This is a genomic window from Rhodococcus sp. NPDC057135, from assembly GCF_042670865.1.
Classification (GTDB): Bacteria; Actinomycetota; Actinomycetes; order Mycobacteriales; family Mycobacteriaceae; genus Rhodococcus_F.
Map to the genome: position 1 here is coordinate 12,555 of NZ_JBHUUU010000012.1, position 26,857 is coordinate 39,411.

The 26,857-nt window shown below is 60.6% G+C and carries 28 protein-coding genes; 21 read left to right on the forward strand and 7 right to left on the reverse strand.

The window, feature by feature from the left end:
- The first annotated feature begins 54 nt into the window (after window positions 1–54).
- Window positions 55–468, forward strand: a complete 414-nt coding sequence (locus tag ACFT1A_RS21815; RefSeq protein ID WP_378448727.1) for a PPOX class F420-dependent oxidoreductase — start codon at window positions 55–57, stop codon at window positions 466–468.
- 18 nt (window positions 469–486) lie between these two features.
- Here ACFT1A_RS21815 and ACFT1A_RS21820 read toward each other — a convergent pair whose 3' ends face one another.
- Window positions 487–1,863: a wax ester/triacylglycerol synthase family O-acyltransferase gene (locus ACFT1A_RS21820; RefSeq protein WP_378448728.1), complete on the reverse strand. Its 1,377-nt coding sequence runs from the start codon at window positions 1,861–1,863 to the stop codon at window positions 487–489.
- Window positions 1,864–2,253: 390 nt separating this feature from the next.
- On the opposite strand from ACFT1A_RS21820, the gene ACFT1A_RS21825 reads away from it, so the two are divergent.
- The 3 genes from ACFT1A_RS21825 (at window position 2,254) to ACFT1A_RS21835 (ending at window position 4,651) form a co-directional block, all read left to right on the forward strand.
- Complete coding sequence (locus tag ACFT1A_RS21825) at window positions 2,254–3,126, forward strand: hypothetical protein (RefSeq protein WP_378448729.1); 873 nt, start codon at window positions 2,254–2,256, stop codon at window positions 3,124–3,126.
- Between the two features lie 72 nt (window positions 3,127–3,198).
- Window positions 3,199–3,987, forward strand: coding sequence for a hypothetical protein (locus ACFT1A_RS21830; RefSeq protein WP_378448730.1), 789 nt, complete (start codon window positions 3,199–3,201; stop codon window positions 3,985–3,987).
- 49 nt (window positions 3,988–4,036) lie between these two features.
- Window positions 4,037–4,651, forward strand: a complete 615-nt coding sequence (locus ACFT1A_RS21835) for a hypothetical protein (RefSeq protein WP_378448731.1) — start codon at window positions 4,037–4,039, stop codon at window positions 4,649–4,651.
- A gap of 122 nt (window positions 4,652–4,773) precedes the next feature.
- Here the strand turns inward: ACFT1A_RS21835 and ACFT1A_RS21840 are convergent, their stop codons facing one another.
- A complete protein-coding gene (locus ACFT1A_RS21840; RefSeq protein ID WP_378448732.1) occupies window positions 4,774–5,232 on the reverse strand; it encodes a MarR family winged helix-turn-helix transcriptional regulator in 459 nt (152 codons plus the stop codon).
- Between the two features lie 62 nt (window positions 5,233–5,294).
- Here ACFT1A_RS21840 and ACFT1A_RS21845 point away from each other — a divergent pair, with 62 nt between their 5' ends.
- Window positions 5,295–6,170 carry a haloalkane dehalogenase gene (locus tag ACFT1A_RS21845; protein WP_378448733.1) on the forward strand — a complete coding sequence of 292 codons (876 nt, stop codon included), beginning with the start codon at window positions 5,295–5,297 and terminating at the stop codon, window positions 6,168–6,170.
- A 168-nt stretch (window positions 6,171–6,338) separates the two neighbouring features.
- The gene (locus ACFT1A_RS21850) at window positions 6,339–6,977 is read left to right on the forward strand and encodes a PAS and ANTAR domain-containing protein (protein ID WP_378448734.1); all 639 of its coding nucleotides are present in this window, start codon (window positions 6,339–6,341) and stop codon (window positions 6,975–6,977) included.
- A gap of 155 nt (window positions 6,978–7,132) precedes the next feature.
- Here the strand turns inward: ACFT1A_RS21850 and ACFT1A_RS21855 are convergent, their stop codons facing one another.
- On the reverse strand, window positions 7,133–7,279 hold the full coding sequence (locus ACFT1A_RS21855) for a hypothetical protein (RefSeq protein ID WP_283306116.1): 147 nt from the start codon (window positions 7,277–7,279) through the stop codon (window positions 7,133–7,135).
- Between the two features lie 219 nt (window positions 7,280–7,498).
- Between ACFT1A_RS21855 and ACFT1A_RS21860 the strand changes: the two genes are divergently transcribed.
- The 5 genes from ACFT1A_RS21860 to ACFT1A_RS21880 all read left to right on the forward strand — a co-directional run bounded on the left by ACFT1A_RS21860 (window position 7,499) and on the right by ACFT1A_RS21880 (window position 11,420).
- A complete protein-coding gene (locus ACFT1A_RS21860; protein ID WP_378448735.1) occupies window positions 7,499–8,686 on the forward strand; it encodes a zinc-dependent alcohol dehydrogenase in 1,188 nt (395 codons plus the stop codon).
- A 27-nt stretch (window positions 8,687–8,713) separates the two neighbouring features.
- Window positions 8,714–9,424, forward strand: a complete 711-nt coding sequence (locus ACFT1A_RS21865; RefSeq protein WP_378448736.1) for an enoyl-CoA hydratase/isomerase family protein — start codon at window positions 8,714–8,716, stop codon at window positions 9,422–9,424.
- A gap of 62 nt (window positions 9,425–9,486) precedes the next feature.
- Window positions 9,487–10,014 (forward strand): SRPBCC family protein, encoded by a 528-nt coding sequence (locus tag ACFT1A_RS21870; RefSeq protein ID WP_378448737.1) that lies wholly within the window; start codon window positions 9,487–9,489, stop codon window positions 10,012–10,014.
- A gap of 51 nt (window positions 10,015–10,065) precedes the next feature.
- Window positions 10,066–10,653 carry a TetR/AcrR family transcriptional regulator gene (locus tag ACFT1A_RS21875; RefSeq protein WP_378448738.1) on the forward strand — a complete coding sequence of 196 codons (588 nt, stop codon included), beginning with the start codon at window positions 10,066–10,068 and terminating at the stop codon, window positions 10,651–10,653.
- Complete coding sequence (locus ACFT1A_RS21880) at window positions 10,650–11,420, forward strand: SDR family oxidoreductase (protein ID WP_378448739.1); 771 nt, start codon at window positions 10,650–10,652, stop codon at window positions 11,418–11,420. The genes ACFT1A_RS21875 and ACFT1A_RS21880 overlap by 4 nt, the downstream gene beginning before the upstream one ends.
- A gap of 44 nt (window positions 11,421–11,464) precedes the next feature.
- Here the strand turns inward: ACFT1A_RS21880 and ACFT1A_RS21885 are convergent, their stop codons facing one another.
- The gene (locus tag ACFT1A_RS21885; RefSeq protein WP_378448740.1) at window positions 11,465–11,950 is read right to left on the reverse strand and encodes an RNA polymerase subunit sigma; all 486 of its coding nucleotides are present in this window, start codon (window positions 11,948–11,950) and stop codon (window positions 11,465–11,467) included.
- 423 nt (window positions 11,951–12,373) lie between these two features.
- Here ACFT1A_RS21885 and ACFT1A_RS21890 point away from each other — a divergent pair, with 423 nt between their 5' ends.
- The 3 genes from ACFT1A_RS21890 to ACFT1A_RS21900 all read left to right on the forward strand — a co-directional run bounded on the left by ACFT1A_RS21890 (window position 12,374) and on the right by ACFT1A_RS21900 (window position 17,168).
- Window positions 12,374–13,261: a class I SAM-dependent methyltransferase gene (locus ACFT1A_RS21890; protein WP_378448741.1), complete on the forward strand. Its 888-nt coding sequence runs from the start codon at window positions 12,374–12,376 to the stop codon at window positions 13,259–13,261.
- 184 nt (window positions 13,262–13,445) lie between these two features.
- A complete protein-coding gene (locus ACFT1A_RS21895; RefSeq protein WP_378448742.1) occupies window positions 13,446–14,852 on the forward strand; it encodes a serine hydrolase in 1,407 nt (468 codons plus the stop codon).
- Window positions 14,853–15,989: 1,137 nt separating this feature from the next.
- Window positions 15,990–17,168, forward strand: a complete 1,179-nt coding sequence (locus ACFT1A_RS21900) for a glutamate--cysteine ligase (RefSeq protein WP_378448743.1) — start codon at window positions 15,990–15,992, stop codon at window positions 17,166–17,168.
- On the opposite strand, the gene ACFT1A_RS21905 is transcribed toward ACFT1A_RS21900, so the two are convergent.
- Window positions 17,162–17,317: a DUF6131 family protein gene (locus ACFT1A_RS21905; RefSeq protein ID WP_003945912.1), complete on the reverse strand. Its 156-nt coding sequence runs from the start codon at window positions 17,315–17,317 to the stop codon at window positions 17,162–17,164. The two genes, ACFT1A_RS21900 and ACFT1A_RS21905, sit on opposite strands and share 7 nt — an antisense overlap.
- Window positions 17,318–17,462: 145 nt before the next feature.
- Here ACFT1A_RS21905 and ACFT1A_RS21910 point away from each other — a divergent pair, with 145 nt between their 5' ends.
- From ACFT1A_RS21910 to ACFT1A_RS21920, 3 genes are all read left to right on the forward strand, one after another.
- On the forward strand, window positions 17,463–17,666 hold the full coding sequence (locus ACFT1A_RS21910; RefSeq protein ID WP_378448744.1) for a hypothetical protein: 204 nt from the start codon (window positions 17,463–17,465) through the stop codon (window positions 17,664–17,666).
- 77 nt (window positions 17,667–17,743) lie between these two features.
- Window positions 17,744–18,826: a M48 family metallopeptidase gene (locus ACFT1A_RS21915; RefSeq protein ID WP_378448745.1), complete on the forward strand. Its 1,083-nt coding sequence runs from the start codon at window positions 17,744–17,746 to the stop codon at window positions 18,824–18,826.
- Window positions 18,827–19,027: 201 nt separating this feature from the next.
- Window positions 19,028–20,062 carry a hypothetical protein gene (locus tag ACFT1A_RS21920; protein ID WP_378448746.1) on the forward strand — a complete coding sequence of 345 codons (1,035 nt, stop codon included), beginning with the start codon at window positions 19,028–19,030 and terminating at the stop codon, window positions 20,060–20,062.
- A gap of 37 nt (window positions 20,063–20,099) precedes the next feature.
- Here ACFT1A_RS21920 and ACFT1A_RS21925 read toward each other — a convergent pair whose 3' ends face one another.
- Together ACFT1A_RS21925 and ACFT1A_RS21930 are read right to left on the reverse strand one after the other, a co-directional pair.
- Window positions 20,100–21,035: a MinD/ParA family protein gene (locus ACFT1A_RS21925; protein WP_230815042.1), complete on the reverse strand. Its 936-nt coding sequence runs from the start codon at window positions 21,033–21,035 to the stop codon at window positions 20,100–20,102.
- 634 nt (window positions 21,036–21,669) lie between these two features.
- Window positions 21,670–22,638: a cellulase family glycosylhydrolase gene (locus ACFT1A_RS21930; protein WP_378448747.1), complete on the reverse strand. Its 969-nt coding sequence runs from the start codon at window positions 22,636–22,638 to the stop codon at window positions 21,670–21,672.
- A gap of 268 nt (window positions 22,639–22,906) precedes the next feature.
- Here ACFT1A_RS21930 and ACFT1A_RS21935 point away from each other — a divergent pair, with 268 nt between their 5' ends.
- The 4 genes from ACFT1A_RS21935 (at window position 22,907) to ACFT1A_RS21950 (ending at window position 26,713) form a co-directional block, all read left to right on the forward strand.
- On the forward strand, window positions 22,907–23,437 hold the full coding sequence (locus ACFT1A_RS21935) for a hypothetical protein (RefSeq protein ID WP_029254615.1): 531 nt from the start codon (window positions 22,907–22,909) through the stop codon (window positions 23,435–23,437).
- 109 nt (window positions 23,438–23,546) lie between these two features.
- A complete protein-coding gene (locus ACFT1A_RS21940) occupies window positions 23,547–24,977 on the forward strand; it encodes a PepSY-associated TM helix domain-containing protein (protein ID WP_378448748.1) in 1,431 nt (476 codons plus the stop codon).
- Between the two features lie 25 nt (window positions 24,978–25,002).
- Window positions 25,003–25,503: a copper chaperone PCu(A)C gene (locus ACFT1A_RS21945; protein WP_019747182.1), complete on the forward strand. Its 501-nt coding sequence runs from the start codon at window positions 25,003–25,005 to the stop codon at window positions 25,501–25,503.
- Window positions 25,496–26,713 carry a Dyp-type peroxidase gene (locus ACFT1A_RS21950; protein ID WP_378448749.1) on the forward strand — a complete coding sequence of 406 codons (1,218 nt, stop codon included), beginning with the start codon at window positions 25,496–25,498 and terminating at the stop codon, window positions 26,711–26,713. The genes ACFT1A_RS21945 and ACFT1A_RS21950 overlap by 8 nt, the downstream gene beginning before the upstream one ends.
- The last annotated feature ends 144 nt before the right edge of the window (window positions 26,714–26,857 follow it).

Below are 26,857 nucleotides of genomic sequence, written 5' to 3' on the forward strand. Positions count from 1 at the left end.
TTGTACGTTCGGAGATCTTGACCTCTACAGCAGTTCAGGTTCTAGCGTGCTTTCATGACATTCACCCGAATCGAACTCGACTACCTGGACACACAGACCCTCGGTCGCCTCGCAACGGTTCAACGGAATGGAACGCTGCAAGTCAGTCCGGTCGGGTTCCACTACAACCCGGGTACAGCCACGATCGACATCAGCGGTTACAACATGACGGGCAGCCGTAAGTTTCACAATGTCGCAGAGAACGGGCGGGTCGCGTTCGTCGTGGACGACATCGCATCTGTAGATCCATGGCGGGTCAGGTGCATCGAAATCCGTGGACGGGCAGAGGCTTTGGATGCTACGGGTGCTGCTGCGCATGGTCTCGACGCGGCGATCATCCGTATCCACCCCGAACGCATCATCAGCTTCGGCCTCGACGACAAAGAGCTGGACGTCCACCAGTTGGTCGTGAACGGACGTGACGTCTGAAGGCGCGAGTCGAATTGATCAGCCTGCGGCGGCTTCGAGCTCACTCAAGGATTCCTCGAGGTGACCAAGGAGCCGCTGCAGGTGAGGGACGTTACGGCGGCAGCCGACGAGGCCGAACTGCATGGTGTCCGCGTAGCCGATGACGGTGATGTTCATTGCCTGCCCGTCCAACGGAATCGACGCCGGATAGCAGCTCTCGAGCTTCGCGCCGTTCCAGTATCGCGTTGTCGTCGGGCCGGGGACGTTGGAAATCACCAGATTGAAAACCGGACGACCAGTGATCAGTCGCGAGGAACCAGGGATCAGCGGCAACCCGAGACCCGCGACGTTCAATGCACTGAGCGCCGTGATTTGCAAAGGCGTCAGGCCCGACATCAAGGACTTAGCGCTACTCATCGAGTCGTGAACTCTCTGAAGTCGGGCCGCCGGATCCGCCAATTCGGTTGCCAGATCGCACAACACCGCGCCTACGGCATTGCCGGAAGCCTCACCTGTTTCGCCTTTACGAAGAGAGACCGGCACCATCGCGATCAACGGTTTGTCCGGCAACTCGTCCAGTTCGATCAGGTATCGCCGCAGCGCGCCCGCGCACATTGCCAACACCGCATCGTTGAGCGTCACGTCTGCAACGCAGCTGACCTTGCGCAGGCGCTCGATCGGCCACGACTGCGCGGCGACTCGCCTCGCTCCGGTGATCGGGACGTTGAAGATCGATTTCGGAGCAGCGAACGGCAACGGCGCGACGTGGTCCTTCACTGCCGAGGCAGCGGCGTTCACTATCGCAGGGCCCACCCCGACCACATCTTGCACGGTGCCGATCACGGAGCCCACCCGCCTTTGCAGGTCCAACCCGCGACTGGCTCGGACCCGGCCGGAAGACGGGCGCTGCGCCCACGGCGGCATCGAATGCCGATCGAGCGGATCCGACGAGAGGCTGCGATACCACGCCTGAACAGCAGACACACCATCCATGAGCGCATGGTGTGTCTTCATGTACACCGCGACTCGGCCGTCGGCGAGGCCTTCGATCACATACGCCTCCCACAGCGGCCGATGCCGATCGAGCAGCGTGCCGTGCAGCATCGAGGTCAGCTCCAGCAGCTCGCGAACTCGACCGGGCCTGGGCAGCGCAAGCAACCGGACGTGATACTCGAGATCGACGTCCTCGTCCTCCGTCCAACGCACCGGCGCGAAGTTCGACAGGAACTGCACCGGCTTGCGGCGAAAGAGGGGGCGGATCGACTCGACGTCGGTGAGCGAACGGTAAAGCGATCTGGCGAATTCGCCGTCGTCCCCTTCCGGTGGAACGAACAGTGACAGGCCACCGACATGCATGGGGTGCTCCCGTGACTCCATCAGCAGGAACATCGAGTCGAGCGGCAGCATCAGCGTCATGGCGATCCGTTCTCTCGGGCAGCCGTCCGGTGCACCGGTCAGCCGCTGTTCGACAAGTTACTCGCCCTGACTCCCCACATCGGTGACTCCGACAAATCATTGACTACTCGATTCTGGCGAGAGTCTGATGTTTCCGTCGACGAATGTTATTTCGGCCGAAGCGCTTCACGCTGATTCGCGAGTGAATGATGAGACACCGAGCACTGCAACGAATTTCAATGCTCACGCCCACGAGTAGTAACGGAGCCGAACGCAGTACTACTTTTGTCGGAATTGTTGCAGATTGTCTGTACATCCAAGTCACATGTGACTACCATCACTCATCACTACAATCCGACTGGTATCCTTTATTTCGTCGCCGTGTCGGGTTTCACCCCAAAGGAGAAATTCATGTCCCGACGTTCAACGTCGCGTGGGCGTTTCGGCGCGCTCACCACCGCAACTGTGCTCGCCACCGTCACCGCGATGGGAACCCTGTCAGGAGGTATTGCAGGAGCCGCCCCGGTGGCGGCTATTCCCTTCGGCGGTTGGGATTCATGTCCGATCGACAATCCCGAGACCAGCACCTGCATGGACGTCACGGTCACCGGCGGAAACATGAAGATCGGCAAGCTCTCCGTCAGCATTCCTGCCGGGGCGATGCGCATCGCCGGCGGAGTTGCCTACCGGGAGAATCCGGAGGCTGAATTCGGATTCGACCAAGTATTCATCCCGCCGAACGACAACAGTCGGGGGATCTACGCCATGCCCATCGAGATCCCCGGCGGCGCACTCGGAATCGACCTACCGTTCAACAATCTCTTCGGGCTGAACAAGGCCTCGGCCACCGTCGAGTCGACGTCTGCACTCCCCACCGTGGACGCATTTCAGCTTGGTGTGAAGCTACCCGTCAAACTGAAGATCGCGAACCCTCTCCTCGGCGGCAAATGCTACCTGGGCTCGGACAGCAACCCCGTCCAGCTCAATTTGGATGTGACCGAATACGGTGTCCTCGAGGAAGTTCCAGGATTCCCGGACACCGCTGTCGTTCGAAACACCGGACACACCGGCCAACCCTTCGCGGTCCCGACCGCTTCGGGATGTGGCCCGTTCGGCGTTCTGAATCCCATCGTCAACTGGCGCGCCGGTCTTCCCTCGTCCACCACGTCCAACTCCCTGACCACAACGAGTGACGTCTACAACATCGGTGCCGACAGCCTCAGGCCCCAGCCGGCAGGCTCGCCCGAACCCGCCGCCGTCATCGCCGAACGTAGTGCCAACTAGCAATCCAACTCACGTCCAGCCGGAACCGTCAACGCCGAAAAACTTCTCACCTCGAACGGAGATCACTTGTCCATGCGCACAATACGATTCAGGACCTTGCTCGCTGTCGTCGCAGCAGGAGTCCTCACTCTCGGGGCGGTGTCAACCGCGACGGCGGCCCCGCTGCCCAACGCACCGTTCGGAGGTTGGGGAAAGTGCCCGATAGCTAATCCGGAGACAAGCACCTGCGTCGACGTCGTAGTCAAAGGCGGCGAAATGAACATCAACGGCCTCAAGGTACCGATTCCTTCCGGCTCGTTGAATATCGCCGGCGGTGTCGCCTATCGCGAGAACCCCGACGCAGAATTCGGGTTCGACCAGATCTTCATTCCTCCTAATGACGGCACCAAAGGCGTCTACTCGACCCCCATCGAAGTGCCGGGCGGAATCTTCGGACTCGGTATACCGTTTCCCGGCGGCCTGACCACGATCAAGGCGACTGTCGAGCCGGTCGCCTTGCCGACAGTCGACGCATTCCAACTCGGCGTCACACTTCCAGCCAGATTGAAGATTTCCAACCCTTTGCTCGGCGGAAACTGCTATCTAGGTTCTGCGAGTAACCCGATCATGTTCAAACTCGGAGTGTCCGAAAATGGTGTCCTCGAGGAAGTCCCAGGATTTCCGGATACCGCCGCCGTCAGAAACGTGACGCACGCCGACCAGACGTTCGCGGTACCAGGCGCATCTGGATGCGGACTGTTCGGCGCATTGAATTGGGCCGTCAATCTTCGCGCCAACGTTCCGTCTTCAAGTGGTCACAACTCTTTGACCACCACAAGCGATGTGTTCAACATCGGCGCCGACAGCCTGCGGACGCAATAGAGCAAGCACCGGCGACTCACGAAGTATCACCGACAACAAGGAGATATCGATGTCCCATGCAGTTCGCCGCACCACCATCGTCACGGCTGCCGCCGCAGCCGCGATTGCAGTCGCAGCCGGCACCGCCTTGGCTTCGACCGTCGTCACTCCAGCGGGTCAAGCCGTGACTGCTTCGAGTAGCAATCTCAGCATCAAGACAGGAACGATCACCCTTACCTGCACCAGTACGACGGGCTCCGGAACCATCCCAGCCGCGCCGGGTAACTCCAACACCGGCATCGGCGGGGTCAACGTCAGCATCGGCACCCCCAGCCTGACCGGATGCAAAGCCAACGGTCTACCCGCTGTGGTCACGACCTCCGGCTCGTGGCTGTTGAACGTCTCGGCAGACACCGGATCGGCTCAGGGATCCCTCGTCATTCCTGCAGGAGGCGCAATCGTCACGATGCCCGGATCCACGTGCACAGTCACTGTCGGGGCCAGCACCATCGGACCGCTGCCGTTCGATGTTCCCAACCAGCGCGTCGTGGCAAGCAACACCGGCACAGTGAACTACACGCGTACCGGCACCGGGCCCGTCTGCCCCGCCGCGGCCACTGGCACGGCAACGATGTCGGGCACACTTCAGTTCGCGTCAGCCTCGCCGATCAACGTGACGCCGTGACGATCGACCGGTAGACAGCAAATCTCGTTGGGGGATCGACGCTTCCGTCGGTCCCCCAACGAACTCCGACGGCCCGGACCACACACGACCACATCGGTTGCGGCACAAAGTGGACCAGGGCTTCATTCATCTTCTACTTCGGTGGCGTCGAGCAACGCACCGAGGGCGCGGTGGAGTTCGGCAAGCTCACGTCCGCCGGCTTTTGTCAGTACGCGAGTATTTTCCGCGTCCAATTCGCGGACAATGTCTTTGGCGAACACGATAACCCGTTTTCCCTCGTCGCTGAGATCGAGGCGAACGGCGCGAGCATCACGACTGTCACGTTCGCTGACGACAAATCCGCCCTTCTCCAAAGCTCGCACGAGCTTGGATATGTAGATTCGCTGCAACCCTGTCTGTGCGGCAAGTTCTCGCTGACTTGGCCTCTCCCCCTCACTCACGAGTCCGTGGAGTGACGCAAGCACCGAATACTGGGCGTGAGTCAACCCGAGATGCGCGATCGCTCTGTCCACTCCCGCCCGCCAGCGCAGGGCAAGATGCCACACCAGCGACCCTGTAGTCCATGTTTCTCGATCTTGCATACATATAGAGTACATGGCTACTATCTCAATTAGAGTATATGGAAACTATTTGAGGAGTCGCAATGCCCACAATTTCCGTGCTCGACTCGACCATGGCTTACAGCTCGTGCGGCGAAGGCACACCCTTCGTGCTGATCCACGGAAATCCCACATCCTCGTATATGTGGCGAAACATACTGCCACACATAGGAAATATCGGCCGCGCACTTGCTCCCGACCTCATCGGAATGGGCGCGTCCGGCAAGCCCGCAATCGACTACGGTTTCCTCGATACCGCCCGCTACCTCGATGCCTGGTTCGACGAGATGAAGCTCGACGACGTCGTACTCGTCGGGCACGACTGGGGAGGAGCCCTCGCCCTCGACTGGGCTACCCGCCACCCCGATCGCGTCCGAGGTGTTGCACTGTTCGAAACGATCCTCCGTCCGATGACCTGGGATGAGCACTTCCCGCGAGACGCACGAGCACGAGTCGAGGCCCTGAGGGCCCCTGGGACAGGCGAGACGAAGGTACTCGACGAGAACTTCTTCCTCGAAATCGCGCTTCACAGAACAGTTCTCGGCGGTCTGTCCAAAACAGATGTCGACGCCTATCGTGCTCCTTACCCCTCGCGTGAGAGTCGCCGACCCCTTCTCGCGTGGCCACGATCCTTCCCCATCGATGGAAGTCCTGCTGAAGTGAATGCACGTGTATCGGCGTACAGCGAATGGCTCGCGGAAAGCACCGAGGTACCCAAACTCCTTCTCACCTTCAGCGGCCCCGCCGACCTTCTCATGATCGGACCCGACGAAGTCGCGTGGAGCCGATCGAACATCGCGAACCTCGAGGTGACCGAGTGCGGTCCCGCAGGGCATCTCGCCCCCGAGGATCAGCCTTCCGCAATCGCCGCGGCAATCACCGAATGGACACAGCGGCAACACCGTTTCACCCGCGAGTGACTCGACTCCGTCGCCAAGCGCTCCGAGCGCCGTTTCGCCAACGCGTGCGGTAGCGACCCAGACCCCTGCTCCGAAATATGGGACCGACACCACCTCCGCCGGATTTGTCCGATATAACTAACGGGCGAGTACGCCGGTTGGGACGAGGTCGAGAACGAGGGGGCGTGGGTGGTAAGTGAGGACGGGCTGGGACAGACCTCGGAATCGGGGGCTCCACACAGAGTGGGCGGGTTTCTCTATCACCGCAGCGGCGACCGATGGGAGTGGTCGGACGAAGTTGCACGGATTCACGGCTACGAACCCGGACAAGTAGACCCCACGACTGAATTGATGCTCTCGCACAAGCATCCTGACGACCGAAGACACGTTGCACAGACACTGCTCGCCATCCGCACTTCAGGCGGCCCGTTCAGTAGCCGGCACCGCATCATCGACACTGCCGGGGACACGCACTCGGTAATCGTCGTCGGAGACAGCGTCGTGGCCGAGTCAGGTGAAGTGGTGGGGAGCTCCGGCTTCTACATCGACGTCACCGAAACCCTGGACAGCACCGTAAAGGCATCGGTCGACGAACTGGTCAACGAAATCACCGCTTCTCGCGCAGTGATCGAGCAAGCCAAAGGCATGCTCATGGTGATCTACGGCATTTCGGCCGATCGCGCCTTCGACATCCTCGTGTGGCGTTCTCAAGAGACCAACGTGAAACTCAGGGATGTTGCGGAGCAGTTGATAGTTCGGACGCTGGACGACTTCCAGGTTCCGACACCACTGCGGACCCGATTCGATCACTTGCTGTTGCAGGGTTGAATGACAACAGGGTTGAATGACGACTGGGTTGAGGGATCTGCTTAAGGCGGTTCCCGTGGCTGGCTGCTCAACCTCGAGGAACCTCGCCCGCATTGATTCCGGGACGGTCCGATGCGGCCTATCCCCGTTGTTACCCAACACGGAGTAAAAAGAAACTACTCGTCGCCAGACTTCTTGTCGGAGGTCTCCTCGACCAGTTCAGGTGCCTGTTCGCGAGTTGCCATTCCGCCGTCGCCGCCCTTGTCCACGGGCCCTGGGTGCCCACCCTTGGGTGACTGGTCGTTGTTGTCTTTCTCGGTCATGCGGTCATCCTCGTCATCTGGTCGTGTCAGTCATCTGGTCGTGTCAGTCATCTGGTCGTGTCAGTCATACGGCGTACGGCCTTACCGGAGCCTCGGCCCACCTCCCCCTCAATCTAACGCTCTCAGGACTTCCCGCAACCCTCACCGATTTTGTTTGCATTTCAGCACTTTCGGGCAGGTGACTGAGAACAGCATTTCCACGATGAGAGGTCGATCCCAGTGCGTGCAGTGACTTGGCAAGGCAAACGGAAAGTAAGCGTCGATACGGTTCCTGACCCCACGATCATCGAGCCCACCGACGCGATCATCAAGGTCACCACGACGAACATCTGCGGATCGGATCTGCATCTGTACGAGACTTTGGGTGCGTTCATGAATGCAGGCGACATTCTCGGTCACGAACCGATGGGCATCGTCGAAGAAGTCGGGTCGGATGTCACGAATCTCGAGATAGGCGATCGCGTCGTGATCCCGTTCCAGATCTCGTGCGGCAATTGCTTCCTGTGCGATTCGAGTCTCTATACCCAGTGTGAGACGACTCAGGTCCGCGATCAGGGAACGGGCGCCGCGTTGTTCGGCTTCTCCGAGCTGTACGGATCGGTGCCAGGTGGTCAGGCTGAATACCTACGAGTCCCGCAGGCACACTTCACACACATCAAAGTTCCCGAAGGTCCGGCGGATTCACGATTCGTCTATCTCTCCGACGTGCTTCCCACTGCCTGGCAGTCGGTCGAATACGCCGACATCCCGCCGGGTGGATCCGTGACAATCCTCGGCCTCGGACCGATCGGCGACATGGCTGCTCGCATCGCACATCACAAGGGATTTCGGGTGATCGGCGTGGACCGTGTACCCGAACGCCTTGCGCGCGTTGCCGAACGCGGTATCGAGACCCTCAACCTGGACGACTACGGCAGCAAGATCGGCGATGCTGTCAGAGACGCGACAAACGGACGCGGAACCGATTCGGTGATCGACGCTGTCGGCATGGAAGCGCACGGGTCTCCGATCGGAAAGCTCGCGCAGCAGTTCGTCGGACTCCTTCCCGATGTTCTTGCCGCGCCTGCGATGCGCACCGCAGGGATCGATCGCCTCGGTGCCGTCTATTCGGCCATCGACATCGTTCGGCGCGGGGGAACCATTTCTCTGATCGGTGTCTACGGCGGAATGGTTGATCCACTGCCGCTGATGACCATGTTCGACAAGCAGATTCAGCTCAGGATGGGCCAGGCGAACGTCAAGAAGTGGGTAGACGACATCATGCCCTTGCTCACTGACGACGACCCCCTCGGCGTCGACACTTTCTCCACTCATCAGCTGCCTCTCGATCAGGCGCCACACGCCTACGAGATCTTCCAGAAGAAGCAGGAAGGCGCGGTCAAGATCCAACTGAAACCGCACGGTTGATCCAGCTCCGCAGTATTGTCGCCCGATATGCCGTATTTGGATCGCGTCGGAGAAGTATTTGTCCTTCATCTGGGTAATGAAGGCGAGCCGGATACGCCGAATCCGTTCAATCCCCGGTGGCTCGACCAGGTCGATGAACTCCTCACCGAAGTCGAGAACTTCGACGGTCCGGCAGCGCTGGTCACGACAGCTGTGGGCAAGTTCTATTCCACTGGGCTGGATACAGATTGGATTCTGCACAACGCCGATCAGGTCAACGGGTACATCGACCGCGTTCAAATCTTGTTCGCACGAATGTTGACGTTTGCGATGCCCACCGTCGCCGCGATTCCGGGACATGCCTTCGGCGGTGGTGCAATTCTGGCCGCCGCGCACGATCACGTCGTGATGCGTGAGGATCGCGGTTTCTTCTGCCTGCCAGGGATCACTATCGGCGCGAGTTACGCACCTGGAAGCATCGCCCTACTTGCAGCACGTCTTCCGACACGCGCAGTCCACGACGCACTCGTCACCGGTAGGCGGTACGGCGGAATCGAGGCAATGTCAGCAGGATTCGTAGATCAAGTCGCAGCTGCGGACGATGTACTTTCGACAGCGGTCGACTACGCACGCACGTTGACTCGAACTCGTGGACGCACGCTCCATGAGATCAAGGAACTGCTGTATGCCGAGCCGTTGGCCCTCCTACGAACGCCAGTAGTCGGAATCGACAAGCAAGTGATACTGAAAGACAACTGACCGATACCACCGATCGTCGTACTCGTTTCACACACGCTCGACAGAAAGAAACTGAAACCGAAATGGCTCGCGAACTTACCGTCTCCGACAGCATCGTCGTCAACGCCGACGCGCTCTCCCTCTACGAGCTCATCAGCGATCCCACTCGTATGGGTGCCTGGAGTCCCGAAAACATAGGCGCAACCTTGCGAGGAGACCGCGAAAGCGCTTTCCTGGGCATGGAGTTCGACGGGCACAACAAGCGTGGGCGCGCGCAGTGGACCACGAGATGCACAGTCACCGCTGCCAACGCCGGGAAGCTCTTCGAATTCCGTGTCCACAAGATCGGCCTCGGCACTCCCCGGATCCCCGCCTCCATCGCAACCTGGCAGTACCGATTTTCACCGGTGCCCGACGGAACCCGAGTTACCGAAACGTGGACCGACGACAGACGCGGCTGGCCGGACTTCGCCGCCGAGATTTTCGACAAAATTGCCACCGGAGGAAAAACGTTCGCCGACTTTCAGCGCGGCAACATCCGCAAGACGCTCCTGAACCTCAAGAACGCAGTTGAGCAGGAGGTTTCCGGCGTCGAAGGTAACGCCGGCTGACCAGCCGACACCATTTGTGGCAGTTTCTGCCACTTTTGGTACAGTGCGGATATGGCAACAGCCCGCCGCACCGCACTGCTTCTCCGCGTCTCGCAGAGTTGTGCTGCCGCTTTCGTCGAACGCGGTGACACTTCGACAACCATCGCCGAGCTCGCGGAGCGCGCGGAAATCTCCGAGCGAACGTTCTACCGCTGCTTCGCCACCAAAGAGGAGAGCATCTGGCCGATGCTCGACGACGGGAACCGGAGTCTCGCCGCTGCACTTGGTGAGCAGCCACACGATTCCGGACTGGCGCGGGCCGTCCGGAACGCCTTCGTCGCCTCGGTCGGTGAGTCTTTCGAAGACATGACTCGATCCCTGATGCCGATCATCTTCGGTGATGCCGCACTCCGGAGAGTGTGGGAATCAGCGACTTTCGAGACGATGGAGCTCATTCGCCCCGAAGTTGCCCGGCTGATCGATCGACCGGAAACCTCGCTCGACACTACTGCAGCGGCGGGTCAATCGACGCTCGCTGTGGTCGCAGCACTGCGGGAGATGGCAGACCGCCGAACACCTGCACTCACGGCAATCAACCGCGCGCTCGACGCATTTTCGACGTCGCATCTCGCGCACCCAACAGGTAAGGAACAATCATGACTCAAGATCTCTCCGGAAAAACCGTTCTCGTCACAGGTGGCGCCCGCGGCCTCGGTGAAGCGTTTGCGCGCGGCATCGTCGCAGGCAACGGGCGCGTGGTCATCGGCGACATCCTGGACGACGACGGCCGAGCGGTAGCCGAATCTCTCGGCGAGGCAGCGCGTTACGTTCATCTCGATGTCACCGACCCGGCATCGTGGAAGTCCGCCGCCGAGTTTGCAGTGTCCGAGTTCGGCGCAATCAACGGACTGGTCAACAACGCCGGAATCTCCGCTTCCGGCCAGACTGTCACCGATGAGCCCCTCGAAACATTCCAACGGATCATCCAGATCAACCTTGTGTCCGTACACACCGGCATCCACACGGTGGTCCCGTTCATGAAGGCCGCCGGTGGCGGATCCATCGTGAACATCTCCTCGGCCGCGGGCCTGATGGGCATGGCTCTGACCAGCGGTTACGGCGCAGCCAAGTGGGGCGTGCGAGGACTGAGCAAGATTGCTGCCGTCGAACTCGGTCGCGACAAGATCCGGGTCAACTCGGTTCACCCCGGCATGGTCCTGACGCCCATGACTGCACCGACGGGCATCAGCCTCGAAGAAGGCACATTCCCCAACAATCCGTATCGCCGCGTCGGTCGCCCGGAAGAGTTGGTCGGTGCGGTCACGTACCTTCTTTCCGACGATGCCTCGTACACAACGGGTTCCGAGATCGCCGTCGACGGTGGCTGGACTGCCGGACCGTCGATCGAATACATCGCCGGCCAGTAAGGACGGGTTCCGTTCTCGCCTGAATCTGCGAACTCCGAGTACCCTCAGGTGGATACCAACATCTCCCTGATTGCATTCGGAGAACGCAACTTTCGCAGTCGCTGTAGCGCCCGATGCAGGTCGAGTGACACCTGGTCGGGCGTACGGGCAAGCGATGTTGCAGTCGCCTTGTTGTCGAGGCCGACGATCAACCGCAGCACCAGGACGTCGCGTTCGACAACAGGAAGGGCTGTCGGAGGCGGAAGCGGCCCACCGCTGAACCCGTCGGATGCCGCCCGAGCGATCGCGACGCTCGTTCGCGCGTACAACAGGCGCAGGAAAGGCTGATTCGTCTCCGATCCGTTGCACACTGCCGTGAGAACCGCGACGCACGCGGCATCCGCGGCGGAGTCGGAGACGGCCCGATCAAGCTCGGCGCGGCACCGCAGCACAACCATCGGACGAAACGCCGCATACAAGCCGGTCATGGACTCACGGCTACCGCTCCGTGCCGCGGCGACCAGCACCTCCAACGAGCCTTCCTGCAGCATGGGCTCACATTCTCTCTTTCTCGACGGGAATTCGTTGTGCAGTCCGAGGGATCAACTGGAACCAAATAGTCCGGGGAAGGGGTTCACAGTCGGCGCGGGTGCCTGATCTTGCCGGCCTTGCCATTGGTTCTGGCTGCCCTGACCTCACTCTCCGTAGATTTCTCGAGACTGTCTCTCGACGTCCTGAATGGGGCACACACCAGTGAAGTCCTGCATCCTTGCCGTCCACTGGCACTAACCTGGCAACTTCCTGGCAGGGTGGCGATCCAAACCGAACGCTTTGCACTGCAGAATTTTTCGATCTAGCCAGCTTGTACTATCTGTTCCAAGTCCGACCGTTCCGTTCCAGACGACGAGGGGTCACACGGGCGTAAGGTCGAGAGAGTTCGGCTCAGTCGTCAAGAGCGGAAGGACACCCAGACAATGCGGAGCGATGGAGATACGTGGGACATCGTCAGTAGCGTCGGACTCACCGCGCTGGCAGTGGCAACGTTCCGCGCATTGGAAAGCACCCGTCCGGACGCGATCATCGAAGATAAGTTCGCGTCGTGGTTCGTAGAAGCCGCAGCCGAGCCACATTTCACAGCTCTTCTGAAAAATCCCGCACTCCTCGATGACACACCCTTCGGCGGTTTCATGGGCTTACGAACCAGATTCTTCGACGAATTCTTCCTGTCGTCAACCGAATCCGGAGTAAAGCAGTCGGTAATCGTTGCGGCAGGCTTGGATTCACGTGCGTATCGGCTGGATTGGAGCGCAGGATCGACGGTCTTCGAAGTAGATCAGCCAAAGGTGTTGGAGTTCAAGGACGAAGTGCTCGCGGCACACGACGCCCAGCCGAAGACCGATCGACGCGCTGTGCCTACTGATCTGCGCAACGACTGGCCGACCGCACTCGAGGAGGCTGGTTTCGATCCGAACCAACCGACGGCCTGGTCGGCAGAAGGCCTGCTCGCCTATCTCCCCGGCCCAGCCCACGATGCCCTGTTCGAGCGGATCGACGAACTCTCGTCCACCGGTAGTCGCTTGGCGGTGAACGACTTTCCGGCCGGAACCGACCCGAGCAAGCTGGCGGCCATCAGATCCAAGTACTTTGCCAAGAACCCGTTCGGCGACCTGGACATCTCGCAACTGTTCTACAGCGACACACGATCCGATCCGGGCGAGTGGCTAACTGAACACAATTGGACTGTCCGACGCTTCAGCTCGGTCGAGTTGGCAGAACTGTACGATCGCCGGATTCCTGATCTCCCCGAAGAGATCGCAGCGCTGTCGATGCAATCGTCCTTCCTGGCCGCGAACAAAAACTAACTCTCTCGATCCTCGCGAAAGTTTCTCGGGTGCAGGCTTTCTCCCATTTGTCCAGCGTCGATATGCGTGTAACCACAACAAGTAATTGACGGTACTCGAGGATGAGCCAATTCAGTACTTCAGGCGGAGTATGTCTACACCTCAGACGGACGCGCACCGAAGAAGATGCTGATGGAATGTGTCCATGAATGTCGAACACACCCGCAGGAAGAGTCGCCCGCTCACGCTGGTAGCACTTGCCTCCGCAGCGGTACTCGCCCTCGCCGCATGTACTTCCGGGACCAATTCTGCACAAACCTCCGAAAACAGCACAAAGGCCTCCACCACCCCGGCACCCGCGGCGGTCACGATCCCTGACAGCGCCGTCGGCAAGCAGATCACCTGGCTTCTCAGTGCATTCAACACGAGCACGCCCTTGACCCAGGAAGAAATCGCCGAGCACTTCGGGCCCACCGCACCCGTCGTCCTGACGCCTCCGGACTTCGACTCGATCCGAGCCGGACAGCCCTGGACAACAGTGAATTACAAGGGAGGTGACTCCGACGGCACGGTTTCCATCACCAGCACCACCGGCGGTGCGTTCGACATCAACGTCGTCGTCGACGGCCGCGGGCTGATCCTGGGAATGGCGATCACCCCGACCAAGGACGATCACGTGCCGGCCGCATCGTGGCCAGAACTGGAGGCAGCTGTCAAAGCGCTTCCCGCGCCGACCAATCTGACCGTCACCGAGGTCACCGGCGGAAAGAACGCCGCAGTCTTCAGTGTCGGCGACACCTCACCCCAGCCGACAGGGTCAACGATCAAGTTGTACGTTCTCGGCGCTGTCGCGACGGCTGTCGAGAACGGGACACTCTCCTGGGATCAGAAGCTCACCATCACCGACGACCTCAAATCGATGCCCGGCGGGACCATGCAGGACCTGCCATCGGGAACTGAAGTCACGGTCCGGGAAACCGCCGGCAAGATGATCTCGATCAGCGACAACACCGCCACCGACATGCTGATCGCTGCTGTCGGGCGCGAGCAGGTCGAAGCCGAATTCGCGCCGATGGGCATGGCAGATCCTTCGCTCAACATCCCGCTCAAGCCGACCCGCGCGCTGTTCCAACTCGGCTGGGGCAACGAAGGCGCGCAACGTATCGCCTGGCGCGACGGAACTCCTGATGAGCGTCGAGCGATACTCGCGGCGCTGCCGGGTGGTCTGGTGGACATCCCGGCGTCAGCATTCACCACCCCCGCATGGCCTTTCGACATCGACTGGTTCGCCTCGCCCGCCGACCTGCGTGCCGCGTTGGTCTCGTTGCAAGGGATGGCGAAGACCGAGAGCGGTGCACCCGTTAGAGACATACTCGCCGAAGATCCGGCGCTCAGCGACGAGTCCGCGAAATGGTTCACCTACGGCGGATTCAAGGGCGGCAGCTCCATCGGGGTCCTCGCGGGTGCCTATTACGTGGAACACGACGATCGTGCCTGGGTTGTCACCATGCAAACTCATGGTGACGAGGCTGCACTGGTTGCCGACCCGGCTCTGTACTTCGATCCGGTCGACGACGCGATGCTCTTGATCCAGAAGGATGCAACCAGCTAGAGCGCACTGGGCGGGTCAAACACACGGACGCAGACTCCTGCCTCGCCCGTGGAGAGGGCCGGATACAGAGAACCGCTGCGCATCCGGTGTCACCAGGATGCGCAGCGGCTTCGGTAAGTCTTAGCCCGTGGGAGGGTCAGTCTCGTCCGACGAGAATCCGTCGAAGAATGCGACGACCTTCTGAAGAAGTGTCGCGATGTCGAAATCTTCCAAGCTACCCATTGCGTTCGTCCTTTCGTTTAACACTGGAGGATGAAACGTGCATCTTGCAATTCCTAATGTAAGGCATCAATGGGATTATTTCTCGACCACGCAACACTTCGACTGCAAATGCCCCACCCAGCAAGATGTGAGCAAATTGCCGCAAATAACAGCCTCACTTGCGATATTGCCATTGTCCACAACGTACGAATAGTTCCTAATTCGTAGGTGGGTAATTTTTGAGAAAAATTTCTGATCGCATCAATTCCGGTGGATAATCCTGGCGAAAGAACCGACCAGAGACTGCGAGGTAGACGAAGTCTCGACACAGAAGATGTGCAACTCTATTGGACATTCGACCGCGATAACGAATCGATTGCACCACTATCCTTGGCGCCTCTCCCCAGGTTTGGAATTCACATGTAACCACTAGTGATTTCCGCTGATCGAACGCAATACCAGTTCAGGAATTCGAGAGCTTCAATCAATACTGTGCACGCAATTAACTGGTCATATATCGGCCGTCCCGCCGTCGCTCGAACTTCGTCAAAACTTCAAACAATCCGAACGCTGGACGTTAGTTTAGATGCGTTCACATTTCTCCGAAACCAGCTCGATAAATGCGAAGCCGCACCGAGGTATCCGAGACTGCACGGCGGCGGCCCCTCGGGACACGATCCATGCCTCTACGACGGGTGGGCGGGCAAGCGCACCCGAGGGTGAAATAGGGGGTGAGACATGCCTGGGGGTCTCGTTTTACCGAGTCCGGCACAGTACGTTTTCCCAGGCACGCCAGTCCCCAGATTCACACGGTGTGCAAGGGCTCGTTGACGCTTCCGAGATGTTGGCAAGACCGACCACAGGCCCCGTTCTCCCGACGAGAACGGGGCTTCCTCGTGTCTGTTTCCGCCTTCGACCGACCGGGTAGACGCGAGCATGAGCGCCACCTGCTCGACTGGATCCACCGCTGGCCGCTACGAATCGAACGCCCCGACCGTCGGCGTCGAAGAAGAATTCATCCTCGTCGACCCGACTTCGTGGTTGCCGTCCACCGACAATGCTGCTGTTGCGGAAACCGCGTCGACACTCGGTTTGGATCTTCAGCTCGAACTGTCCTGCTGCCAAGTCGAGACCAACTCTCCCGTGTGCCGTAGCGTCGACGAACTCCGAACCCACTTGATCGACATGCGTCGGCTCGCGGGGAAAGCGGCCGAGTTGAACGGCTGCAGACTGTTGGCAGTCGGCGCACCGCTGTCGGGGCCTTCGCGTTTCGCGATAAGCGACTCGCCTCGCTACCGGCAGATGGGGCAACACTTCGGCGCCCTCGCTGCCGAACAGAGCATCTGCGGTTGCCACATCCATGTAGGCGTCGCTGATCAAGCAGCGGCAGTACAGGTGTGCAATCACGTGCGCATCTGGCTGCCGGCCTTGCTTGCCCTGAGCGCCAATTCCCGTATCCACCAAGGAGTCGACACAGAATTCTCGAGTTGGCGAGCGGTTCAGTGGTCCAGGTGGCCCGTCGCCGGACCGCCGCCGTACTTCGAGACCGCCGAGGATTTCGACACCGCGGTCGCGATGATGGTGGATTGCGGAGTGATGCTCGACAAGCGGATGGCCTACTGGGATATCCGACCGTCCTGCCACCTACCGACCGTCGAGATCCGGGTCTGCGACGTTCAACCGACGGTCGACGACGCCGTGCTGCTTGCGACACTTGTGCGTGCTCTGGTCGCCACTGCGCTGCGCGCCGTAGACAAAGGCGTGCCCGCACCGCGCGCTTCTCTCGAGAGTCTTCGCATCGCGACGTGGGTGTCCGCAAAGGAGGGCATCCTGGGAACACTGATCGATCCGGTTACCGCACAAAGAATTTCGGCCACGGAGCTGTTTCGCCGACTCCTGATCCATCTCCGCGACTCACTCGACGAGACAGGTGAGTACGCGAGTGTGGAGTCGGCGCTGCGCCACAAGTTGGTCACCGGTAGCGGTAGCGACTGGCAACATCGAACGCTGCGCCAGGTCTGCCTTCGGGAGTTGATCGCGCGTGCCGTTCGACGCACCCTCCCGACCGCGCCTGCGGGCATGGATGCGCATGGCGGCCCGACTCCGGATCAGTAGTAATGCCGCCGACCACCGATGGCATGCCCGGCCGCGCCCAGCGCGTACAGGATGATTCCGATCACCAGCAAGACGACACCAATCGTCCACAGGATCGGAATGTTCACCACGAAGCCGATTATCAGCAGGATTACGCCGAGGATGATCATGACAAGCTCCTTCAGTGCGTTCACTCGGGCGGATACGCCCGCCTCGAGCCGCATACACCGTGGATACCCGTCGGCCGAGCGTTTCATACCCACTCTGACCGGGTATTTCGCTGGGCACCACAATATTTGAAGAATCGAGCACGCCATGATGAGAATTGTGACTCTGATCGTTCTGATCTGGCTGATCGTCGGGGCCGTCGCGGCCGGCCAGCGCGGTTACTACAGCAGTTCGCCGACCAACTGCGCCGGGGTCGGGACCATCGCGCTCACCGTCGTCGCCGGCCCGCTGAACTACTTCGGTGTCAATCCCAAAGTGACGGATTGCACGCTTCCTCAACCGACCGAATGAACTGCCGAAAATCCACGCTAAACCGACTAGTCGTTACCCTGGAGGTGAGTCGACACACATCGAAGTGAGGGGCCACCATGACCACTGCACCAGATCGCACCCGAATCGAGTTCCCGGACATCAGCTCGCGTGCGTGGGAACACCCAGCCGATCGGGCTGCATTGGTGACGCTCCGGACGCTTCGGGGGTTCGACACCGTTCTGCGGACGCTGTCCGGTCTGCTCCAAGAACGTCAGCATCGCCTCATGTATCTCGCCACGTCCGTACGAGTCGACGAACGCCAGTTCAGCGACCTCAACGACCTGCGACGCGACTGCGTCGACATTCTGCAGGCCGACGAGACACCAGAGTTGTTCGTGCTCCAAACCCCGATGGTCAACGCCTTCACCATCGGCATGGACAAGCCGTTCATGGTGGTCACGACCGGCCTACTGGACGTGATGAACTACGAGGAGCAGCGGTTCATCATCGGCCACGAACTCGGCCACGCACTGTCCGGTCATGCGGTGTATCGCACCATCTTGATGCATTTGATGCGACTTGCCGGAACCATCGGCTGGTTGCCCGTCGGCGGGTGGGCACTGCGCGCGATCATCGCGGCCCTCATGGAATGGCAGCGCAAGTCCGAACTGTCCGGCGATCGCGCCGGACTGCTGTGCGGGCAGGACGTCCACACCGCGATCCGCGTTCAGATGAAATTGGCGGGCGGATCCCGCGTCAGTGAAATCGACATCGACGCATTCTTGGCCCAGGCCGCCGAGTACGACGCCAGCGGCGACCTCCGCGACGGTGTACTCAAGCTCCTCAACATCGAACTGCTCTCGCACCCGTTCTCGGTACTTCGCGCCGCAGAACTCAAGAAGTGGGTGGACAGCGGAGACTACGCCGCAATTCTGCGCGGAAACTACCCGCGGCGAGGAGAAGACGACGGAGCGAAGATCAGCGACGAGTTCAAGAATGCGGCCAAGACCTACAAGCAGAACTTCGACGAATCAGAAGACCCTCTGATCCGAATGGTGCGCGACATCGGCAGCGGACTGGGCGGCGCGGTTGGCGCCGTCGGAAACGGCGTTGGCGACGTGGCGTCGGACATCAAGGAACGATTTACCCACTGGCGCAAGAGTTCCGACAGATCAAAGGCCGCCGACGACGCCGAGTAAGCAGAATCGGGGCCTGCCACCGAAGGCAGTCGGCGGCAGGTCCCGAGTTCTTGGCGTGAAGGTGATGCAGGCTTCCCTCTGCACCACCCTCACGTTCACAGACAGTACCAGCAGTCGAACAAACGTGCGAACTGAAAGCGGTCGTGTCGAATCCCCGGTTGTCGGGTACGCGGCATAGGACCACTACAGAAGGGAGCCGACATGCATGCTGGGCGGCTGAAGAAGGTCGGTTCGAGTGACGGCCCGTTTGCCTCCGTGTACTTCGAGGACGTCCGCAACCGGGAGGATGCGCGCGAGCGCTTCGAACTCGAATGGCGCTCGATGCGCAATCAACTCTCGAAACAGGGCGCATCCGAATCACTGATCGCACGGCTGGACGAGGTGAAGGACAACCATCACGGAATCTCGGGCCGCGCCGGGCGGGCGATCGTCGCCACGCCGGAGGCCGTGCTGATCGACGACATTCTGCTCGAACCTGCCGGATCGACCATCGCAACCTTGGGCGAGTTGCCCTACCTGATTCCACTGATCGCACACGGATACGACACCGAGCCATTTCTCATCGCCAAGGTCGACCACGCTGGCGCAGACCTGTGCGTACGTGATGCCCGCGGGCGTGACGTGTACGGCGAATCGGTCGACGGCGACGGCTTCCCGGTCCACAAGGCACACGTCGGCGGTCAGGAGCGGTACACCGACAGCCAAAGCCTCGTGGAGGAGAACATCCGGAAGAATCTGACCCAGGCCGTGGAGCGCGCCGCGACGCTCGCCCGTGAACACAAGGTTGCACTGGTAGTCGTGATCGGAGAAGTACAGTCACGCAAAGCTTTTGCTCAGCTCCTACCGTCGACGCTACGGGTGGTGGACGTCGAAAAGGGTTCGCGTTCAGTCGGTTCGACACCGGCCGAGGTGTCCAAGTCGATTCGTGAACTGATCGACACGCAGCGCCTGCGCAGAATGGACACGGAAACCGAACGCTACGTCGCAGAGCAGGGACGGGACTCCGGCCTCTCCATCGACGGGACCGCACGCGTCCTCGACGCACTCGAGCAGGGCAAGGTCGAAACGCTGCTGCTCACCGACCCCGACGACAAGGAAGTCACGAGCGGAAAGTTGATCGGGCCCGCCGATCGCGTACTTCCCTACATCGCAATCGGGACCGGAACCGAACTGGTACAGATCGATGAACGCCTGGTTCTCGCCGACGGCTACGGCGCGATACTTCGGCACCCCTGAACACCGGCCTGCTGATCAGATTCGGGGGCGAGCACGTTCAGCGAGAAGCGTGCTTGCCCACCGAGTCCGGAAAACCATCGGCAATCGCTGCCACGAGCTCCAGATATGCCCGCGCAGTGCGCTTGTTCAACAACTTCAAGTCGATCGGACCGCCCTCGCCGAGGTGATCGTCGTAGGGCAGGGTCTTGACCGCGCGCACTCCACGCTGAGCGAAAACGTCCTCGAGCTGGTCGAGATCGAGCGAAGACGAACCCGGTCGCGTCGAATTGATCGCTACAACCGACCTGCTCACCAAATCCGCGTATCCATGTTTGGTCAGCCAACTGAGCGTTGCTGCTGCACTACGAGCACCGTCCTGCGCCGTCGGGCTGACGACAACCAAGGCATCTGCTTCGTCGAGAATTCCGTACATGGCCGAGTGCATGATTCCGGTGCCACAGTCGGTGATGACGATGTTGTAGTGCACCTCGAGAATCCGCAGTGTATCGAGGTAGTCCTGCTCGTTGAACGACTCCGAAGTTTCCGGATCTGCTTCACTCGCAAGGATTTCGAGCCGGCTGTCACCTTGCGACGTGTAGTAGCGAACATCGCTGTACGTACGAATGTCGCCGTCGGCCAACAGATCACGAACGGTCAGATGATGTTCACGTCGTTCACGATCAGCCAGAGTCCCCAGGTCGGGATTGGCGTCGATGGCTACGATCCGATCGCCACGGATCGAGGCGAACGTCGAACCGACCGTTTTGGCCGCCGTGGTTTTTCCCACACCGCCCTTGAGCGAGATGAAAGCGATCTTGTACACGCCGCGTACCGTGCGGTTGGCTCGGCGCACCAGAGCTTGGTGTTCGAGTTCGGCAGCCGACTGCCCAGTGTTGATGCGACCGCCGGTGAGTTTGAACAACACACTGCCCAAACCGCGTTCGGGTGGACGCTTCGCCCGCTTGATGATGTCCAGGTCGTCGACGGAGGTCATAGGCCTGGGCGTCGAGGTTCGAAAATCGGTCGGCTCTTCACGCCGCTGCTGGCGCATCCGCTGGCTGGGCAACGGTTTTGCGGCTGGTTCGTCGAATTGTGGTGTGAACGTGACAGTTCGAATCGACGTTGAATAGCCGTCGTCAGACGCGTCGAAAAGGCCGTCGCCTCTAGTCGTTCCCGAGTTGTTCCCCAGGACTCCGCCATTCGAACCGTTGTTATCGCTGCGCACCGTTTTCCTAGGTCGAGGTCGAAATCAATTCGGACATAGCCTCTCGGACGCTATCACTCTGGCGGGCTTGCCGTTCTCTGCTCAATACCGTCACAGCACAACAGACCGTTACACCCGCCTTTCGATGACTTTGGTCCCCCCGCCGGTGCCATTCTCAGCAAATACGAACGTCGTAACGATATGCGGCACATATATCTTCATCTGCCACCGAAAACAGCTCTCCGCAATGCCAGGGCAAATCCCTTGGTACCAAACGAGAAAAGGGTGGGCGATCGCCTGGGCGATCACCCACCCTTCATGGACAAGTGTTCAGCTGCTGCAGGATTCCAGGCTTCCGAGCGAAGTGCCCGCCCCTTTGGCTTCCTGCCAGTCCGACCGGATCACTCGTACCATTCGACCTGCATCACGGGCAAAGCACACTCTTCACGTATGCAGCACTCGGCTTGACGGTGCCGTCCGACCTCACTGCACCGAAATACGACTCTCGATCCGTCGTTGCTCCGTATGGCGCGTAGTCGTTGAGCCGGTAGAAGATGAGCGGCCCCAACCATGGCTTGGTTTGCTTGTCGGCCATCGCCGACTGATAGATCTCGAGCTGACGCGCTTCGCTGACGCTGTCCGGAGTCCCACTTGTCGGCGCCCCGAACTCGGTAATCCAAATCTTTTTTGCAGAATCTCCGTTGGCAGTCATGATTCCGCGAAGGCTCGGCCGAACGATCCCGCCGCCCGCGAACGACTCGACACTCATCTGAGACCACGAGTTCCAGTCATGTTCGTCTGTAGGCAGCGCCGGATACGAATACGGATGATGACCGACAGCGTTGAACGATGACCGTGCACCATTCGTATACAGGGACTGTAAGAATGTGAGCGGCGCGACCTGGCTGCCGTCGGCAGCGTCCGCGGCAGGTGACATACCGCCGCTGATGATGGTAATCGAGGGATTCGCCGAGCGGGCCGAGGTAGCAGCCGCTTTCAGCAATTGCGCGTATCGCACAGGATTAGGTTTCGGATTAGCAACCGAGTCCTTCCAGAACATACTGATATTCGGTTCGTTCCAGATCTCGTAAGACATGATGCCTTTCGGCGCATAGCGCGCAACAAGCTTGTTCACGAATGTTGCGTATTTGGAAATGTCGGCCGGTGCATACTTGTCGTCCGCAGGAGCACCGGCAGGTCGAGCCCACGCCGGCGTTGTATGTGGCAGGAGAATGATTTTCTTTCCGTGAGCGAGAGCCTCGTTCACGACCGTGTCGAGCGGACCCCAGCTATAGGAATTAACACCCCCGGATTGAATCTGCGACCAAAACGCATCGATACGAACCCAACTCACGCCTGCGCTGTCGATCAGGTTCAGCGCAGCTTCACGCACCGCTGGGGTGGACGATTGATTCGCGTAGACGATGCCGTAGTCACTGACCGGACAGACCGTTGGCGCGGCAGTCACAGATGGTGGGTTGATCAAAAATGACATCAACCCCAGAACTGCTGACACGGCAAATAATCTCATTCTGGACATTTCACTCCCCCATTGAAACCTGAATGTCTGCCGAACGTAACGGCGTCCGTCGACGGCGTCAATCCGATGCGGCCGGACTCGACTACTAGCCGTCGTAGTAGCTGCCTGTATCCTTTCGCGTATGACGCCGGGTCCGAAAGATGTCGCGCAGCTGCGCGGCGCCTTCGTGGGCGGTACATCCGGCGCGGTCTCTGTCGCGGCCCACGCCCTCGGTGGCGGCGGCATGGCCCCGTCCGAAAGCGCAGTGGTGTTGTTGATCCTCGCGTGCGCGAGCGTCGGCGCGGTGGTCACGTCCATCGACACCCGCCGCTCCCCCGCGCTCTTGCTTGCCCTCATGCTCGCTGCGGGTCAAGCAATCGGCCACGCGACTTTGACCATCGCTTCGGATCATCAGCACGGGCTGCTCCTGTCACTTCCGATGCTTGCGGCGCACATCGCTGCCGTCGGAGTGTGCGCAGTGCTGATTCGCGGCGCAGAACGCGGGTACGTCGTGGCGGCGTCGACGGTGGCCGCGATCGTCGCAGTGCTTCTGCGCCCGTGGGCACCTGAACCCTCGCCGTTCACTGCGCGGACTCGATACCGCGCCAAAGTTGTTCTGCGTCAACTTCTCACCTCCGGACTGGGCACCCGCGGCCCACCGGCATTCGTGTAACTCACCTTCCCTTTTCACTTCACGCACGTGAATACGTGCGCCACTTTGCTGTGCGCCTTTATTAACCGCCCGCGGTTAATAAAGGCGCACGGCGGGATCGAGTACACGCATGTCCGCACCCGAATTGGAGCGCGCACAGACGCGCGCGTCCAACGACAGTTCTCCCCCGAAGAAGCAGGTTGGCGGCGCCAGACCCCTGATCCTGCGCCTGCACTTCTACGCCGGCATCCTCATCGGACCGTTCATTCTCATCGCCGCGCTGAGCGGCGGCATCTACGCGATGGCGCCCACCATCGAGAAGTTCGTTTACGACGACTACCTCCAGACAGACACCACCGGACAGATCGCGTCACTGAACGACCAGATCCGTTCCGCTCAGCAGTACCGCCCCGACTTGACTGTCTCGGCAGTACGTCCGTCGCCTGGCGCCGGAGAAACCACCCGGGTCCTGTTCACCGATCCGTCACTGGGCGAATCGGAGAGGCTCGCGGTCTTCGTCGATCCGGTGCTCGCACAGCCGGTCGGCGAGTTGGCGGTGTACGGAAGCAGTGGTTCACTGCCACTGCGAACCTGGATCTCCCAACTGCATCGCCATCTTCATCTGGGCGAACCCGGCCGCCTCTACAGCGAGTTGGCCGCGTCGTGGATGTGGGTGGTCGCCCTCGGCGGTGTCTACCTCTGGTTCCGTCGATACCGCACCGCCCGGAACGCTCGACTGCTCACCATCGATCGAGCGTCCACCGGACGAAGCCGGACCCTGAACTGGCACGGAGTCGTCGGCATCTGGATAGCAGTTGCATTGGTCTTTCTCTCGGCGACCGGCCTCACGTGGTCGACGTACGCCGGAGAGAACGTCAGCAATCTGAGAACCGCACTGAGTTGGACGACGCCCTCCGTCGTGAAGACTCTCGGCGACGCTCCCCCACCGGCAACGGGCGGGCACGAGGGTCACGACATGGCCCCCGCCGCCACCGGCACGCTGACAGACACCAACGTCGGACGCGTCGACACCGTCCTCGGTATCGCCAGATACAACGGGATCACCGGTCCGGTCGAAGTATCGATACCCGCGAACGCCGAGACAGCGTTCACCGTCGCCCAGACACGTCAGCCCTGGGTGTACAGCAACAACACCATCGCAATCGACGGAGCGACGCAAAAGGTCACCGACGAGTTGTGGTTCTCGGATTGGCCACTCGCAGCGAAACTTTCGGCCTGGGGAATCCAGCTCCACATGGGTCTGCTGTTCGGCCTTGCCAACCAGATCGCACTCGCCGCATTGGCACTCGCGCTGGTCAGCGTCGTGATCCGCGGCTACATCATGTGGTGGCGCCGACGCCCCACCCGAGGTTCCGACTGGGCAGTCGGCCGGGTTCCCGCCCGCGGCGGAATCCGCAACCTCTCTCCGATCAGCCTCGTTTCGCTCGTCGCGATCACGGCGTTGGTCGGCTGGTTCGTGCCGCTACTGGGCATCAGCCTTCTCGTCTTCCTGCTGATCGACGTGTGCATTGCGGCGTTCAAACGCCGTGCCACCACCTGACCATTCACTAATTACGGAGACACACATGACTGTTCGTACAAAAATATTCGCAGCTGTTGCACTCACCGCGGCTCTCGCTCTGACCGGCTGTTCTTCCAACTCCGACAAGGAAACCGAAGCTGCACAATCGATCACCGTTCAGGATCAATGGGTCAAGGCGGCGCCGGAAGGAATGAGCGCGGCATTCGCCGAACTCGTCAACTCCAGCGACAAGGACGTGCGCGTGGTCTCGGCAACCAGCCCCGCGTCGTCGCGACTGGAACTGCACGAAGTTGTGACCGGCGACGGCGGAACCATGACCATGCGCCCCAAGGACGGCGGTTTCCTGGTCCCCGCCAACGGTTCCGCCTCCCTGACGCCGGGCGGTGACCACTTGATGTTCATGGACCTGTCCGCGCCACTGCTCCCCGGCGCAGAAACCGACCTCACCTTGATCTACGACGACGGTTCCAGCACCACGTTCACGGCCCAGATTCGCGACTTCTCCGGTAATCAGGAGAACTACGACCCGAATCACGGTGGCTGAGAACACGAACCCGCCCAGCCGAGCTCTCAGCCGGCGGCGCCTTCTCGGAGGAGGCGCCGCCGCGCTCGGCGTCGCGGGAATAACCTGGGGCGCAACCACAGTGGTCGAGCGTAGCGAACACGAGCAGCAAGCAGGCAAGCTCGTGGAACCGTTCTACGGAGTCCACCAAGCCGGCATCGACACCTCGCCGCAAGCGCACGGCACCTTCATCGGGTTCGACCTCTTGCCGGGAACCGATCGAGCTGTAGTCGTCGGAATCATGAAGATGTGGTCCGAGGATGCGTCACGGCTCACCGCCGGCAACCCGGCGTTGGCGGACACCGAACGGGAACTGGCTGTGGATCCGGCTCGCTTGACGGTGACCGTCGGCTACGGCCCTGGCCTGTTCTCCAAGCTGGGATTACAGGCACGTCAACCGGATTGGTTCGAACCGTTGCCGAGCTATGCGATCGATCGACTCGACGATCGATGGGGCGGCTCGGACCTGTTGTTGCAGATCTGCGGCGACGATCCGGTGACCATTGCTCACGCTGTGCGAGTCCTGACCAAGAATGTCCGATCATTGACGACCATCCGATGGACGCAAAAGGGATTCCGCAACGCTCGCGGCACCATGCCTGAGGGAACCACGATGCGCAATCTCATGGGCCAGGTGGACGGGACGGTCAATCCTGCTCCGGGAACAGTGGATTTCGATTCACTGATCTGGCACGACGGCGCCGGTCAGTCGTGGCTGGCGGGTGGAACCTCGTTGGTACTGCGACGCATTCGTATGGAAATGGACACGTGGGACGAACTCGACCGCTCGGGGCGCGAACTCACCATGGGGCGCACCTTGTCCAATGGCGCTCCGCTCAACGGAACCAACGAATTCGACGAAGCGGACTTCACTCTCACGGACAAGTTCGGCATTCCGGTGATCCCGCCAGGATCACACATCGCCAGAGCCCATCGCACACACGAGAAGGAGCAGTTCTTCCGTCGGGCGTACAACTACGACGACGCACCAGAGAGCGGGCAGACCTCGAACTCGGGATTGATCTTCGCAGCGTTCCAACGGGACATCGCCGAGCAGTATCTACCGGTCCAACAGCGGTTGAGTGACTTCGACGCACTCAACGAGTGGACGACGCCGATCGGTTCGGCGGTGTATCTCATTCCGCCGGGATGCAGCGAGAACGACTATCTGGGAAGCGGATTGCTCGGATAGCGACGCTCACGAGGGCGGCAACAACACTGTGGGGGGGGGTGCGGGCGGGTCCCGCCCCCCCCGGTTGGCTAACGGGAACCCAGTGGCTTATACACAACTGGCGCGGCCGACGGAGAGGGAGGTGGTGTTATCGGTGGGGGGCGG

What these genes read in the sequence shown, in the direction of transcription:
- ACFT1A_RS21815 (WP_378448727.1), top strand. Translation starts at nt 55, where the DNA reads ATGACATTCACCCGAATCGAACTCGACTACCTGGACACACAGACCCTC.
- ACFT1A_RS21915 (WP_378448745.1), top strand. Translation starts at nt 17,744, where the DNA reads ATGACCACTGCACCAGATCGCACCCGAATCGAGTTCCCGGACATCAGC.
- ACFT1A_RS21890 (WP_378448741.1), top strand. Translation starts at nt 12,374, where the DNA reads ATGCGGAGCGATGGAGATACGTGGGACATCGTCAGTAGCGTCGGACTC.
- ACFT1A_RS21910 (WP_378448744.1), top strand. Translation starts at nt 17,463, where the DNA reads ATGATGAGAATTGTGACTCTGATCGTTCTGATCTGGCTGATCGTCGGG.
- ACFT1A_RS21830 (WP_378448730.1), top strand. Translation starts at nt 3,199, where the DNA reads ATGCGCACAATACGATTCAGGACCTTGCTCGCTGTCGTCGCAGCAGGA.
- ACFT1A_RS21895 (WP_378448742.1), top strand. Translation starts at nt 13,446, where the DNA reads ATGAATGTCGAACACACCCGCAGGAAGAGTCGCCCGCTCACGCTGGTA.
- ACFT1A_RS21880 (WP_378448739.1), top strand. Translation starts at nt 10,650, where the DNA reads ATGACTCAAGATCTCTCCGGAAAAACCGTTCTCGTCACAGGTGGCGCC.
- ACFT1A_RS21900 (WP_378448743.1), top strand. Translation starts at nt 15,990, where the DNA reads ATGAGCGCCACCTGCTCGACTGGATCCACCGCTGGCCGCTACGAATCG.
- ACFT1A_RS21920 (WP_378448746.1), top strand. Translation starts at nt 19,028, where the DNA reads ATGCATGCTGGGCGGCTGAAGAAGGTCGGTTCGAGTGACGGCCCGTTT.
- ACFT1A_RS21875 (WP_378448738.1), top strand. Translation starts at nt 10,066, where the DNA reads ATGGCAACAGCCCGCCGCACCGCACTGCTTCTCCGCGTCTCGCAGAGT.
- ACFT1A_RS21945 (WP_019747182.1), top strand. Translation starts at nt 25,003, where the DNA reads ATGACTGTTCGTACAAAAATATTCGCAGCTGTTGCACTCACCGCGGCT.
- ACFT1A_RS21935 (WP_029254615.1), top strand. Translation starts at nt 22,907, where the DNA reads ATGACGCCGGGTCCGAAAGATGTCGCGCAGCTGCGCGGCGCCTTCGTG.
- ACFT1A_RS21905 (WP_003945912.1), bottom strand. Translation starts at nt 17,317, where the DNA reads ATGATCATCCTCGGCGTAATCCTGCTGATAATCGGCTTCGTGGTGAAC.
- ACFT1A_RS21940 (WP_378448748.1), top strand. Translation starts at nt 23,547, where the DNA reads ATGTCCGCACCCGAATTGGAGCGCGCACAGACGCGCGCGTCCAACGAC.
- ACFT1A_RS21825 (WP_378448729.1), top strand. Translation starts at nt 2,254, where the DNA reads ATGTCCCGACGTTCAACGTCGCGTGGGCGTTTCGGCGCGCTCACCACC.
- ACFT1A_RS21835 (WP_378448731.1), top strand. Translation starts at nt 4,037, where the DNA reads ATGTCCCATGCAGTTCGCCGCACCACCATCGTCACGGCTGCCGCCGCA.
- ACFT1A_RS21840 (WP_378448732.1), bottom strand. Translation starts at nt 5,232, where the DNA reads ATGCAAGATCGAGAAACATGGACTACAGGGTCGCTGGTGTGGCATCTT.
- ACFT1A_RS21885 (WP_378448740.1), bottom strand. Translation starts at nt 11,950, where the DNA reads ATGCTGCAGGAAGGCTCGTTGGAGGTGCTGGTCGCCGCGGCACGGAGC.
- ACFT1A_RS21870 (WP_378448737.1), top strand. Translation starts at nt 9,487, where the DNA reads ATGGCTCGCGAACTTACCGTCTCCGACAGCATCGTCGTCAACGCCGAC.
- ACFT1A_RS21865 (WP_378448736.1), top strand. Translation starts at nt 8,714, where the DNA reads ATGCCGTATTTGGATCGCGTCGGAGAAGTATTTGTCCTTCATCTGGGT.
- ACFT1A_RS21855 (WP_283306116.1), bottom strand. Translation starts at nt 7,279, where the DNA reads ATGACCGAGAAAGACAACAACGACCAGTCACCCAAGGGTGGGCACCCA.
- ACFT1A_RS21845 (WP_378448733.1), top strand. Translation starts at nt 5,295, where the DNA reads ATGCCCACAATTTCCGTGCTCGACTCGACCATGGCTTACAGCTCGTGC.
- ACFT1A_RS21820 (WP_378448728.1), bottom strand. Translation starts at nt 1,863, where the DNA reads ATGACGCTGATGCTGCCGCTCGACTCGATGTTCCTGCTGATGGAGTCA.
- ACFT1A_RS21925 (WP_230815042.1), bottom strand. Translation starts at nt 21,035, where the DNA reads ATGACCTCCGTCGACGACCTGGACATCATCAAGCGGGCGAAGCGTCCA.